Source organism: Peribacillus sp. P4_B1 (assembly GCF_056402395.1).
The window spans coordinates 34,304-47,228 of sequence record NZ_JBFUHM010000038.1; the positions used below are offsets into that span (position 1 = coordinate 34,304).

Annotated in this window: 13 protein-coding genes and 1 pseudogene; 6 read left to right on the top strand and 8 right to left on the bottom strand. The window is 38.3% G+C overall.

From position 1 onward, the window contains the following. Positions 1-119 precede the first annotated feature (119 nt). On the top strand, positions 120-494 hold the full coding sequence (locus AC1DVK_RS19310) for a DnaA N-terminal domain-containing protein (RefSeq protein WP_477627156.1): 375 nt from the start codon (positions 120-122) through the stop codon (positions 492-494). Between the two features lie 178 nt (positions 495-672). Here AC1DVK_RS19310 and AC1DVK_RS19315 read toward each other — a convergent pair whose 3' ends face one another. After that, positions 673-1,029: a hypothetical protein gene (locus AC1DVK_RS19315; RefSeq protein ID WP_477627157.1), complete on the bottom strand. Its 357-nt coding sequence runs from the start codon at positions 1,027-1,029 to the stop codon at positions 673-675. Between the two features lie 1,082 nt (positions 1,030-2,111). Next, positions 2,112-3,032 (bottom strand): patatin-like phospholipase family protein, encoded by a 921-nt coding sequence (locus tag AC1DVK_RS19320; protein ID WP_477627158.1) that lies wholly within the window; start codon positions 3,030-3,032, stop codon positions 2,112-2,114. A 1,323-nt stretch (positions 3,033-4,355) separates the two neighbouring features. Here AC1DVK_RS19320 and AC1DVK_RS19325 point away from each other — a divergent pair. Continuing rightward, positions 4,356-4,640 carry a DUF3784 domain-containing protein gene (locus AC1DVK_RS19325; protein WP_477627159.1) on the top strand — a complete coding sequence of 95 codons (285 nt, stop codon included), beginning with the start codon at positions 4,356-4,358 and terminating at the stop codon, positions 4,638-4,640. A gap of 200 nt (positions 4,641-4,840) precedes the next feature. After that, positions 4,841-5,344, top strand: a complete 504-nt coding sequence (locus AC1DVK_RS19330) for a DinB family protein (protein WP_089363288.1) — start codon at positions 4,841-4,843, stop codon at positions 5,342-5,344. Positions 5,345-5,562: 218 nt separating this feature from the next. Here the strand turns inward: AC1DVK_RS19330 and AC1DVK_RS19335 are convergent, their stop codons facing one another. The 3 genes from AC1DVK_RS19335 to AC1DVK_RS19345 are packed head-to-tail and all read right to left on the bottom strand — an operon-like array spanning position 5,563 to position 8,613. Beyond that, positions 5,563-7,995: a heavy metal translocating P-type ATPase gene (locus tag AC1DVK_RS19335; RefSeq protein WP_477627160.1), complete on the bottom strand. Its 2,433-nt coding sequence runs from the start codon at positions 7,993-7,995 to the stop codon at positions 5,563-5,565. Positions 7,996-8,053: 58 nt separating this feature from the next. Continuing rightward, positions 8,054-8,260, bottom strand: a complete 207-nt coding sequence (copZ, locus tag AC1DVK_RS19340; RefSeq protein ID WP_061462811.1) for a copper chaperone CopZ — start codon at positions 8,258-8,260, stop codon at positions 8,054-8,056. Positions 8,261-8,277: 17 nt separating this feature from the next. Further along, entirely contained in the window at positions 8,278-8,613 is a 336-nt protein-coding gene (locus AC1DVK_RS19345) for a metal-sensitive transcriptional regulator (protein WP_089363317.1), read from the bottom strand. Between the two features lie 421 nt (positions 8,614-9,034). Between AC1DVK_RS19345 and AC1DVK_RS19350 the strand changes: the two genes are divergently transcribed. Further along, positions 9,035-9,247, top strand: a complete 213-nt coding sequence (locus tag AC1DVK_RS19350; RefSeq protein ID WP_477627161.1) for a hypothetical protein — start codon at positions 9,035-9,037, stop codon at positions 9,245-9,247. Between the two features lie 20 nt (positions 9,248-9,267). Further along, positions 9,268-9,435 (top strand): annotated as a pseudogene (locus tag AC1DVK_RS19355) (transposase); the annotation flags it as partial. Between the two features lie 189 nt (positions 9,436-9,624). Here the strand turns inward: AC1DVK_RS19355 and AC1DVK_RS19360 are convergent. The 3 genes from AC1DVK_RS19360 to AC1DVK_RS19370 all read right to left on the bottom strand — a co-directional run bounded on the left by AC1DVK_RS19360 (position 9,625) and on the right by AC1DVK_RS19370 (position 12,283). Beyond that, entirely contained in the window at positions 9,625-9,933 is a 309-nt protein-coding gene (locus AC1DVK_RS19360) for a hypothetical protein (protein WP_089363285.1), read from the bottom strand. 207 nt (positions 9,934-10,140) lie between these two features. Beyond that, positions 10,141-11,391 carry an ABC transporter permease gene (locus AC1DVK_RS19365; RefSeq protein ID WP_410861796.1) on the bottom strand — a complete coding sequence of 417 codons (1,251 nt, stop codon included), beginning with the start codon at positions 11,389-11,391 and terminating at the stop codon, positions 10,141-10,143. Beyond that, positions 11,384-12,283 (bottom strand): ABC transporter ATP-binding protein, encoded by a 900-nt coding sequence (locus tag AC1DVK_RS19370; RefSeq protein ID WP_061462806.1) that lies wholly within the window; start codon positions 12,281-12,283, stop codon positions 11,384-11,386. Before AC1DVK_RS19370 ends, AC1DVK_RS19365 begins: the two co-directional genes overlap by 8 nt. A 446-nt stretch (positions 12,284-12,729) precedes the next feature. Here AC1DVK_RS19370 and AC1DVK_RS19375 point away from each other — a divergent pair. After that, a partial coding sequence (locus tag AC1DVK_RS19375; RefSeq protein ID WP_477627162.1) for a transposase occupies positions 12,730-12,925 on the top strand: 196 nt, incomplete at its 3' end.

Consider the following 12,925-nt stretch of genomic DNA (forward strand, 5'->3'; position numbering starts at 1 on the left):
TACCTTATTTCGTGTAGAATTCGCCATGGGACTAGAACATAAAAAAGTTATAATAGAAAGATAACCAGACATCAAGGGGACGTACAATGGATAGTAATGATTAATCTAAAGATTTTTTAATGCAGGAGTTACTAAAGCTAAAACTTTCACTAAGACATGAATTAAATCGTGTCACTCAAATAATAGATCATTTAAACCCGGATCAAGAGGCTGTACCTCCTTTAAAAGATGTGTCAATACATAATGAATTGTTGGACGATAAGGATATATTCTCCCTTGTTAAATTACAAATGCAGAAAAAGATCTCTAAACCGAGCTATGAGACTTGGATGAAAGATGTGTACTTTTCTTCTATTGAAAGTGACCAAATGACATTAGTTGCACCTAATGTATTCGCTCGAGATTGGCTTAAGGAAAGGTACGCAGAATTAATTAAATTCTTGCTGAAGAGTATCAATGGAAAAGATTATACGATTCAATTTATTATGAAATAAGGGAACTCTTAATCAACCAAACGAAGAAGCTATAAAGGCTCCTTCGTTCGTTATAAGAAAATAATAAAGTACATGTTATGTGCCTAAAGCTTTAGTCTGAGATAATATGAAGTAAATAGGCAGCCAACTGGCTGTTTTTTCGTCCGGAATTTCCCCAATTTCATAAGTTTAGCGTTTTCTAAGCATTCATTTTCCTATATCTTACGGTCATATCAACGATTGTCAATAATAAAACAAACCATAACATAGGATTATTCAAAGAGATTCCTACAGTAGATTTTCCGCCCATTACCGTTAATAATCCTATTAGCACTAACATATAAAAAATAAATACTGCTTCTCTAATTAATGCATTTTCACAATCTTTTTCAGTCTTTCGATTAATGACAATATAGACAACCGCTAATGAGATCATTCCAATTGTCAGTGCAGTTTTAGGAATGTCTTTGAGAACGAGATGAGGGAAATAATCAAAAATCATAAGAAAAGAAAATAATAAAAAGGTACCTATTCTCAATAATATTTTCAAATTCATCTTATTCCCCATTTCCTCGATTTATTATTTCCCAAACCAGTAATTGCATTAGAAATATTGAACTGATTTAGGTGATGTGTAATTACTTTTGCCATAATGAACCACTGTCGCATGATAATTTCTTTTCTTTTCTGCAGTGCTATATGAACTTGATACCCAAGAACCCACGTAAGTTGGACTAATTTTGGACCAGCTATTTAACTTTACAAAAAGCCAATTAGCGAATACACTATCTGTCAGTTTAAATTAGATTTTTGGCTTCATTTATACCGGTATTTTTGTAGGTTCTATAAATAGGAGCTATTTCAGTTATTGTTGATCCACCTGATATAGGTCCATATGCAGTTATACCCCCTGAGTTAAGTGTATTAATACTCATAACTTCATTATATAGATTTTCAATCTCAGAATGAAAAGGCAAATATATTTTTCATAATATTCTATTCCCCTTCTAGTAGATTTTTTCTTAACATTTTTCCTACATTTAAGAAATAAATTCTCTCATAGAAGATGCTGTTTATGGAGTGATCTAAGTAGAGGCTGAAGGCTGAGGCGGGAACAATTCCRATTTCTATATCTGTTTATAAAATCCTCTCCTTTCCATGTTTAGGTATTATCTACCACTTTACATTAACATTAGTATGAAAATATAACTAGATTTATTTTATTTTTATAAATATATATAAAAAAAAGGGTCTGAAGAATCATTATCCAAATTATCGTTACCTCTTTTAGAAGCTGTGGAATTTTATGACTTCATTCAAGACTTGGAATATGTCTCAGTCAAGAATTTTTTCGAAAGAAGTAGTTTTTTATGTTCGGTCAATTCTTTGATTGGTTCACATAGACGTCGTAAAAGATACTATTTATTATGTCATCTAATAATTTTTAAAAGTCTCATTTCCTCATACATTTAAATGCTTTTATAATATTTGTTAAGCAATATCAAAATAATATATTATCTTAATTTTTTATGATTGTAATTCCACTTATTGCTTTTGAATTAAATGATTGGTTCGTTCATTCAATAAGAAAAAGAGCCGTTGTAACAGCTCCTTGTCCCCTCTTTCCCCCTGTTTCTCCTAATCTTTTTTGACTCTTTGCAAGCGTTTGACCTTATATTGTTCAAAATCCCACTTCGACAAAAATTCTTTTGCAGAAGTATAGCCTGATTTATAGAGAAAGTCGATTTCATCCTCATTCAGTTCAAAATCCGTAGCGTTGATGCCGCCAGTAGGAATTTGAATCGTGCGTTCAATCGTTTCTTTGTTCATATAACGTAAATCATGGGCTTGAAGCATCGTTTTAAATATATTTTTGAAAAGGTGGATTGGCGTTGGTATAACTGCATCTATGTTAACTTCATCTTTAACAAAATGGAATCCGAACGTTGGAAAGCGAGGATTGTCTGTATCAAAAATCCATATTGGGAAGTTACTAAGTAAACCACCATCTAAAATGTAGGATTTTTTCCGGTCTTTTGATTTCCAAATAACCGGACGGAAGAAAAATGGTAAGGAGGCACTCATCATTACGGCAGTTGAAACTTTTAAATCAGCAGGAGTCATCCCATAGCGATCCAAATCATCTGGCAAAATAAGCATCTGGCCATTCGAAACATCAGAAGCAATTATCTTCAACTTTCCATCTGGAAGATCCGCGAATGTCTTAATCCCTTTTTCTGAAAGAAGAGAATCCACCCATGTTTCCAAATAATCGTTTTTGTAAATCCCCAGATGAACCATAAGTTCCAAAAAGAATCCACAAATGGGAATTCGATTCAGAATTGTCCTGCCTCGAAGCTTTGAGTAATTGATTTCACTATACCGTTCTTTAATTTCATGGCTTTTATAGCCACTAGCCAAAAGAGCAGCTATTACTGCTCCTGCTGATGTCCCAGCAAGTCTTTCCCATTCTACTTTTTCCTCTTCCATTGCTTGAATCGCTCCAATAAAAGCAATTCCCCTGACCCCCCCACCTTCAAAAACGGCATCTGCTTTCATTTTTTCCCACCTCTCGATAAGAGTTATTATTATTAACGATAATTTCTAATAGAAAGAATTTTTCACACGCTTGAATCCTGAAAATCAGCCCAAGCCAGTTTTAGGATAAACTACCCCGCTTGCCATCCATGATTGGAATCAATGACGGTTCTATTTTCTCTAACAAATTAATTCGGAAACAGTATCAAGACACTCATGAGTTTAAAAGATTTTGTTTTTCAATCTGTAACACAACTTCTGTATAGTCACGTTCTTTGAACTTCCAGATTTTCAAGTCGTTCGCATGGTTAATGATACTTCTAATCTCTGTTTATGCAGTTCATCCTTGATTGACAAATTGGTTGCCTATCACCTTTATTATTTCATCATRTCTGTGACATCTCCCACTTGAGAAACCCTTAATCATTTACTCTGTCTCTACTGCAAAAATATCAATAGTGGATAGCCCCCCTTAACAATGGCCAACACAATATTGATGGATCAGCCGTAATGGCAATAGTAGGATAGCATCTTTTATCATGGTATGTATATAATGAGGCATTTGCATGGGACAAATTATCAGATACCTTCTAAAAAATTTAATTGAATCAAAATAATGTTTATATTATTGAACAAACGCCTCAAAATCTTCCTTTTTTAGGGTAAGTCATTTATTTAAACTAACAGAATAACCACCAGTCGCGAGTGAGAGAAAACTTCTTCTTTTTTCAAACTTTGTGGAAACTTTTTTTTAATTAATTGAGAACTTGAACTATTTGTATGCATTTATGAATTTTGATAATCACTATTTGGATATGTTTTCTATAAAATGTCAACGTGGTCAAAAGCCTAGGTTTGTCTTAATATAGTTCATCTAAATTAAGCTGGGCATGGAGTTCCCTCCATATCCAATTTTCGGGACATATAGTAGCAAAAGGAACAGTTGTCTACATGGGCATTTTTTTCCCCGGGATGGTCAGCCATCGCATACTGACTTGATTAGCTTAGAAAAAAGTTTTAGCGTTAAACGCTTAACCCACAAAGTGCCCAGGATTCATCTTCTTTTGATTCTGACTTTTTTTCTATCATAAAAAATAGGAAAGACTGATGCCTTGGCCTACACTTCTAATAATAGTATATTTTGAAAAAATAAAGCTATAACAACGGTTATCTAACTAGAGAAAACACCTACCGCTTTTTAGTGCGTTTTTTTTCTAATTTCCCCCGCTCAAGACAAGAATTACGTCATTCTGATGGAGATTGATTTTTTTTGAATAAAAGGAAACTTTTGTAATTATAGATCGTAATAAATTAATAGGAATAAATCTTATTGGAGGTATTGAGATGGACTATGGTTTATTGATCATTGGTATAGCTTTTTTATTAATTTCCTATTTAGTGGGAATCAAAAAGCAAACATGGCTGTTAGCTGGAGTTAATGAAAAAATGATTAAAAATAAATCCTTATTGGGGATAGTGACAGGCAGCGGCTTTTTTCTTCCATTAGGCTTATTAATGATTATAAACAGCATGATCGACTATCATTATGAAGGTAAAATTCTTACCCTAGCCATATTTGTCTTTTTAACAATTATATACGTGTTTATCAATAGAAAGTTACTGGATTAATCATTGAGCATATTTAGAATAAAACCGAAGGATTAGAAATGGGAACTATGAGGAATGTTTGGCATAGGAACACTCAGCATTCCTTTTACTTTTTCAGGAAAATTCCCCTCTTTAATATCAAGATTTTTAGCAGGATTTGATAAAGGTATTCTTTAATTATTGTCGAAATGGGTTAAGTAACAATAGAAGGAGTGAGAAAAATGGAAAAGAACCGTGCCACGAAAATGTATGATTACCATGTTTGGGCTAATCAGCAAGTTTTCCATAACTTAAAACAATTACCTGACGGAGTCTATGTCGACACGATAAAAAGTGTCTTTCCATCCATTAAGGACGTCCTGGTTCACCTTTACGCAACAGATATCACATGGTTGGAGATAATGAAAGGAAGCACCATTCAAGATACTTTTAAGAAAGTTGAACGGCGGCGGGAAGAAGTGGTTGGAGTTTCAATAAATGAACTAGAATCGTGCTATGATGCACTTGCAAAGGATTATTATGATTTTCTTGCTACGCAGCCTGATCTGGAACGGACCATTGTAACCGAACACCCCAAAATGGGGGCTTGTGAGTTTGTACTTGCCGACCTCATCCATCATGTAGTGAACCATGGAACCTATCATCGGGGTAATGTGTCAGCGATGCTCCATCAACACGGCGAGCGTGGCGTACCTACAGATTTTGTATTTTACTGTTTAAAATAAGCTTGGCATGGCAACCTCGATTTGGATTTGCCATTACATATAAAAAGCCGATAAATCCTTGGCAAGGGGACAATCGGCATTCATCTGGAAAATGAACTTTAGTTATTTACAGCGACTCCTGCCTGATGTTCCTTTATACTCTCAAATCATATTAGTCATTAAGATAGAAAAAGGCATTGATAATTACCAATGCCTTCTTTTTATGGTTATATGATTTTTTATAGTTTTACCCGTTGAAGGCGCAGTGCATTTAAAACGACTGATACAGAACTGAAAGCCATGGCAGCACCCGCTAACCACGGGGCAAGCAGTCCGATTGCGGCAATTGGTATTCCGATTACGTTATAAGCAAATGCCCAGAATAGGTTTTGTTTGATATTTCGCATCGTTTTCCTGCTCATGAGGATTGCATCTGCAATACTGTTCAAATCACCTCGGATCAAAGTGATATCGGCAGCTTCCATGGCTACGTCCGTCCCGGTTCCGATAGCCATTCCTATATCAGCAAGTGCAAGTGCTGGTGCATCATTTATCCCATCCCCGACCATTGCCACTTTTTTACCGGCGGCCTGCAGTTTTTCAACTTCCTCTGCTTTCCCTTCAGGAAGTACTTCTGCAATCACTTGGTCAATGCCCACTTGATTGCCGATGGCATTTGCTGTCCTTTGATTATCCCCTGTTATCATGATGACCTGGATATTCATTGCTTTTAACCTTTTTATAGCCGTTACCGAGGTATCTTTTATCGTATCCGCAACAGCAATGAGGCCTGCATATTCACCTTCAATGCTAGCGAGCATCGCGGTTTTCCCTTGCACTTCAAGTTCTTCCATCGCTGTTAGCGCATTTGTTATATCCACGTTATTTTGCTTCATCAATTTTCGCGTCCCGACGAATAGCTCTTTTTGATCCACTACAGCTCTCACCCCATAACCAGGTATCGCTTCGAATTCCCCAACCTCTGCAAGTGATACCTGTCTTGCTTGAATTCCTTGAACGATGGATTGGGCAAGAGGGTGTTCGGATTGTTTTTCAACTGCACCAATAAGAGATAAAAACTGATCTTCTTCCATTCCATTCTCGATGATGACATCGGTTAACACAGGGGTACCATTCGTTACCGTTCCCGTTTTATCCAAAATGACCGTATCAATATGGTGAGTGGTTTCCAAATGCTCCCCGCCTTTAAATAAAATACCGAATTCTGCAGCCCGCCCTGATCCTGCCATGATGGATGTGGGGGTGGCCAGACCTAAAGCACAGGGACAAGCTATGACTAGCACTGCAATCATCGCTTCAAAAGCAGGTAGGAATTCTCCAGGGCTGACCCCTATAATCCAAACAAGAAAAGTTAAAAGGGCGATTCCGACAACGATAGGAACGAAGACACCGGAAATTTGGTCAGCAAGCCTTTGAATCGGAGCTTTGGACCCTTGAGCATCTTCGACGACTTTAATGATTTGAGAAAGAGCTGTATCCTTTCCGATCTTCGTCGCATTCATTTGGAGAAAACCATTCTTATTCAATGTTGAACCTATCACAGTATCCCCGATTGTTTTATCTACCGGAATGCTCTCACCCGTTAACATGGATTCATCGACTGCCGAGTTCCCTTCAACCACTACTCCATCGACAGGGATCTTTTCACCCGGCTTCACCAAAACCGTATCCCCTACAATGACCTCTTCAAGTGGTATGTCACGCTCTTCACCATTCCTTAACACCAATGCCGTTTTGGCCTGAAGCCCCATCAATTTTTTGATGGCCTCGGAAGAACGTCCTTTTGCTTTTGCTTCAAAAAGCTTCCCTAAAAGAATGAGGGTGATAAGAATCGAACTTGTTTCGAAATAAAGTTGTGCCGTATTGTGATGGAATCCAATCGAAATGATCGCCTGATAGACACTGTAAAAATAGGCAGCGGATGTTCCCATTGCGACCAATACATCCATATTGGCGCTTTTATTTTTCAAGGCTTTATAAGCACCAACATAAAACTGCTTTCCAATGATGAATTGCACGGGGGTGGCAAATGCCATTTGCACCCAAGGATTCATGAGGAAATCAGGCATATAGATAAACGAAGTAAAACTAAAATGGCTAACCATTGCCCATAACAATGGAAAAGATAAAATGACGGAAAAGGTGAATTTATTCTTTTGTTTTTGAATTTCTTTCTGACGGAAATCCACTGAATCCATATTATCTTCCTTGATGATCGCCCCATACCCCAACTTCTCCACTCGTTGAATGATATCAACTGGGGACGCTTCCGAAGGATCATATTCGACGGTCGCATTTTCAAGCGCCAGATTCACATTAGCCAGGCTCACTCCATCCAACTTATTTAACCCTTTTTCAATTCGGGTAGCACAGGCTGCACAGGTCATGCCAGTAATCATAAATTCCTTTTTCTCTTTCACTACACCATAGCCAAGATCTTGAATTTTCTTTTCAAAGTCCTTGTTGCTTAATTTTTCTGAATCATACTTTATGACTGATTTCTCAAGAGCCAAATTAACGGTGGCTTCTTCCACGCCTTCCATTCTGTTTAACCCTTTTTCAATCCTGGTTGCACAGGCAGCGCAAGTCATGCCTGATATCTGCATACTTGTTTCTTTTATATGGCTRCTCACATCATCACGCCTTCCCATACCGCTATGGGGTATATTTTTTTGTAAAAAAGAAGTGCCTTAGAAGCACTTTTTTCGTCTACTCGACATCGTAGCCTTGATCATCGATTGTTTCTTTTATTTTTTCAAGTGATACTCTTTCTTTATCAAAAGCTACATCTACTTTGCCTGCTTCCAAATGCACTTTTACGCTTTCAACACCTGCAAGTTTTCCTACATTACCTTCAACAGCATTCACACAATGACCACAAGACATTCCACTGACATTCAATGTTACATTTTCCATTTAAAACCACTTCTCCTTTACTTCTTCATTAATTTTTGTATCGTTACAAGCACTTCATCTATAACCGCCGTATCCCCATCATTCAGCCGTTCAACCACACAATTCCTAAGATGGCCTTCCAATAAAATCTTGGCCACACTATTCATCGCACTTTGAGTAGCAGCTATTTGGGTAATCACATCGTCACAGTACGTATCTTTTTCAATAAGACCCTTTATACCGCGAATTTGACCTTCGATGCGATTTAACCGGGTCGTTAAATTCTTTTTTACTGAATCCGAGTGATGACTCTTTCGGCCGTGGGAAGAGGTCGTACAGCATTCATCTTCGTTCATCGAATCATGCCCATTCATTATTTCATCCATTTTCCATCCCTCCTAGAAATTAATATACCATACCCTCCTACCCTATGTAAAGAATGAGATTTACGTTCTTTATTTATTTACTATTCGTTTTTTACCATTTTCTATTCTTTAGTTAGGAAACTCATATTTTGGGAGTTACCAGCCAAGGTCCTCTTTGCCTAAGAAATGCGAGTAGTGAGGATGTTTTATTAATACATTAGCCCAAACTAAACGCTGAAGGTTGTAAAAATTCGAACGTTGATTGGAACGTTGGGCACTCGCTTTCCGCGGGCGGTCGGGGGTTCTCCCCTAGACGCCATTTTCTAAGCAGGAGTCTCGACACTCGCTCCAATCAACTTTGTTTTAACAATTAGATAGAACCGCTTTTGCCTAAAGTCTTTTTTGTTTTAGGCTCTTTTCGTAAAGATTGTTGTTTTTAAAACGAAACTATTTAAGGTTGATTGGAGCGGAAGTGCGAGACTCCTGCGGGAGCAGCGGGACAGGTGAGACCCCACAGGCGTTTACACCGAGGAGGCTCACCGCCCGCCCCGCGGAAAGCGAGCATCTGGAGGGGAAATCAACMACAACTCACWACCWGGTAAATAGCAACAAAGTATGTGAAAACAGCCTTGTTTTAAAATAGGAGTATAAAAACTTGAGGTGATGACGAAGCTTTCGAAACATCATTCTTTTCAGCGAGATCAACTTGAAATGATTACTTTGGATCAACTGGTGCCAGCGAACCATTTTGTTCGAAAAATGGAGGCCGCCACTGACTTCTCATTCATATATGACTTGGTGAAAGATATGTATTCAGAGATAGGGCGCCCAAGAATGGCTTAATATAGTGGGCTCGTAGAGGCCCCATCTCTTAATCTTGAGAAAAATTAAAAAGGGGATTTCAAAAGGGGTCCGGAATTAAAACATTCCGAACCCCTTTTGTCTACAAACTGCGCTAGAGGCTACTCATGTATCCTCAGCGTTTTTATTTTCATTTAATTTATGATTCCAATGTGATGATTACTGTTCTTTTGAAATATTATTATCATTATTCCTTTTCTTTTTCACTAAAAGAATGATGCCAATGATAAAAGCTATTACGCTATATATCCAGGTGAACATAAAAGCAAGGCCCAATCCGATATTCGCGTCCAAGTAATCGCTGGTCGCATGATCAATGGCTAGATATAGAAGCGGCGCACCTCCAATGATGAACAGGATAACCAAGAGAGCATTCTTTTTCCCATTCCTGGCCGATAAAAACATGATGATGAAGGATAGCAAGAGAAACGCTTCTGAAGCTATCGTCAAAGTTACAAAATTGCTCAAGATAATTCACTCCTGATCATGGTTCCATAAATGGAATTCATTTTACGTGTGTTCCCTTATATCTATGTTCCTTTTTGCACCTTTTTCATAAATCCCCAATTTTTTTTATTAACTGTGTAAACTGCTATAGAAACTACTGCGGCACACACGCGTAATGACGGCGAACCTGGAAACCTCCAACAGGAAATGAAGGATCCAGATTTCATGTTAATTTTTCTTTGATAATTGCAGGGCATTTTTAATGCTTTTCAGTGATTTTGAGCTTCCGTACATCAAGACTCCACCACGATAGATTTTTGATCCGATTATACCAAGTAAAACAATGGTTAGGATCAACACTGAAATGCTGATGGCGATTTCCCAGAATGGAACATCAAGCATGCCTACGCGCAGGAACATGATCATAGGCGTGAAGAATGGAATGAATGATGTAATCGTAATATAATTGGCTGACGGATTCCCTAGTCCAAACATCGCAATCATGAAGGCAATGACAACTAACATGGTCATCGGTGAAATCATTTGCTGGACATCTTCAATTTTGCTGACAACGGACCCCAGACATGCAGCAAGAGTCGCATAAAGAAGATAACCAAGCAAAGCGAAGATGATTGCATAAATGATCGTTGAGATATTGATGTTGCCGAATCCAAAAAACGAGAAGAACCCTTCATCCATACCTGTCAAGTTTTGTTTAATCGAGAAATAACCCACGCCAAAAAATAAAAGCATTTGAGTAAGACTAAGCAAAGCTACCCCCATTATTTTTGCGAACATCTGCGTGACTGGCGGGACACTTGAAATCAGGATTTCCATGACCCGTGAAGTCTTTTCAGTAGCTACTTCCATTGCAATCATCGTTGCATACATCAACACACCGAAGTAAATGACGAATAAGAGCACATACACAAGACCGCGAGCTTGATTGAGGTCTTCTTCTGTTTTTGCATTTTTCTGAAGCGCAATCGTTTCATATGCTGGCGGCGTATTCAATTGTGCGATTTGCTGCTCTGTCAATTTCAATTCCTTCGCTGTTATTTGGCCCTTCAATTGGGTAAGCGCTAGAAGCAAATCATTACTTACCATTGAATCTGAAATTTGATTCGCTTTATACGTTCCCTTGAAGCCGAGGGTCTCATCCTTTTTGATCAACAGATACCCAACGATTTCTTCTTTGCTGACCATTTCCTCCGCTGCTTTTTCATCCTGGGCGGATATTACCGAAATGCCCTCGTTCACACCTGCTACCGCATTTTTATAAGAATCAAATATGCCATCTTCAGTCTGATCGATGACAGCAACCTTTTCCTGATCATCACTATCGAATGAATCTATAAGTTTCGAAATATTCGTAAGGACAAGAATCAAGGCCATCATAATGATTGTAGAAATGATAAAGGATTTCGTTTTTAATTTTGATAGATATGTATGGGAAAGGACAATCCAAAATTTATTCATAGACGGCACCTACTTTTTCAATGAAAATATCCGTAAGCGAAGGTTCTTCCAATTCAAATTTTCGAACGAAACCTCTTGGAACGAGATCACGAATCATGTTCTCAGCTACATCTTCACCAGTGACTTGAAGGATTTTCCCCTCCATCGTGTTCTTAATTTTTGTTACACCTGAATAAGTATCCAGGAAAGATAAATCAAAATCGGCTTTTATTGAAACATTCTTTTTACCAAAAGAACGCTTAATTTCTTTTAATTTTCCAGCCACAACCGGGGAACCTTTATGCATGATGCAAAGATGCTCACACATCTCCTCAACATGCTCCATGCGATGGCTCGAGAAAACGATCGTCGTGCCGCTGTCCCTTAAGTCGATGACCGCTTTCTTCAGTATTTCCACATTAACCGGATCCAGCCCGCTGAATGGTTCGTCAAGGATAAGTAATTCAGGTTTATGAATCATGGAGGCGATCAGCTGGATTTTTTGCTGATTCCCCTTTGAAAGCTCTTCTACCCGCTTATCGATGTACTCGGGCACCATAAAGCGGTCTAGCCAATACTCCAACTCTTTCAAAGCATCTCGTTTGTTCATCCCTCTTAATCTAGCCAAATACACAATTTGATCGCGTACCTTCAGTTTAGGATATAGCCCGCGTTCCTCTGGAAGATAGCCAATCAATGAGCTGGTCGTATAATCGATTTTCTTACCATCCCAGATCACTTCGCCTTCAGTGGGGTCAAGCAGGCCGAGTATCATCCGGAACGTTGTCGTTTTCCCCGCCCCGTTCCCACCTAAAAAACCGAACATTTCTTTCTCGGGGATCGTTAAATCAAGCTGATTGACAGCTGTGAAATCCCCGAATTTTTTCGTAACTTCTTTGATTTGTAAAGCCAATGTACAACCTCCTAATATATGATTCTATTCCATGTTAACGGAAAGGTTTTCCAATTTCAACTGCCGAGGTGATCTAAAGAACTCTTCTCCCCACCATTATATGCAAAGTTCTAGAAACAAATTTTCACTATCTAGAGCCACTTGAAAAGAATTACAAACGCTTTTAGCGTTTTCAGACTGTAGACAAACTCGATGAAAATCGAGTTTGTCTATTTTTTATGAGTTGTACAATTTGGCAGTTGATTGGAACGTAGGGCACTCGCTTTCCGCGGGCGGTCGAGGAGCCTCCTCGGCTTTCGCCTTTGGTGTCTCCCCTAGACGCGCTTTTCTAAGCAGGAGTCTCGAACACCCGCTCCAATCAACTTTGTCTTACCTTTTAGATAAACACTTTTGCCTGGAGTCATTTTTGTTTTAAAGTAGAAGTATTAAAACTTGAGGTGATGAGGATGCTTTCTAAACATGATTCAATTCAGCGAGATCAACTTGAAATGATTCCGTTAGATCAACTGGTGTCACCGAACCATTTGGTTCGTAAAATGGAGGCTGCCATTGACTTCACATTCATTTATGACTTGGTGAAAGAGATGTATTCAGAGGTAGGACGCCCAAGTATTGATCCAGTTATTTTAGTTAAACTGACAT

Bases quoted from the DNA above. Each gene is read 5' to 3' on its own strand.
- AC1DVK_RS19325 (WP_477627159.1), top strand. From the start codon at position 4,356: ATGGACTATGGTTTATTGATCATTGGTATAGCTTTTTTATTAATTTCC.
- AC1DVK_RS19315 (WP_477627157.1), bottom strand. From the start codon at position 1,029: ATGAATTTGAAAATATTATTGAGAATAGGTACCTTTTTATTATTTTCT.
- AC1DVK_RS19310 (WP_477627156.1), top strand. From the start codon at position 120: ATGCAGGAGTTACTAAAGCTAAAACTTTCACTAAGACATGAATTAAAT.
- AC1DVK_RS19345 (WP_089363317.1), bottom strand. From the start codon at position 8,613: ATGAATGGGCATGATTCGATGAACGAAGATGAATGCTGTACGACCTCT.
- AC1DVK_RS19365 (WP_410861796.1), bottom strand. From the start codon at position 11,391: ATGAATAAATTTTGGATTGTCCTTTCCCATACATATCTATCAAAATTA.
- copZ (WP_061462811.1), bottom strand. From the start codon at position 8,260: ATGGAAAATGTAACATTGAATGTCAGTGGAATGTCTTGTGGTCATTGT.
- AC1DVK_RS19320 (WP_477627158.1), bottom strand. From the start codon at position 3,032: ATGAAAGCAGATGCCGTTTTTGAAGGTGGGGGGGTCAGGGGAATTGCT.
- AC1DVK_RS19330 (WP_089363288.1), top strand. From the start codon at position 4,841: ATGGAAAAGAACCGTGCCACGAAAATGTATGATTACCATGTTTGGGCT.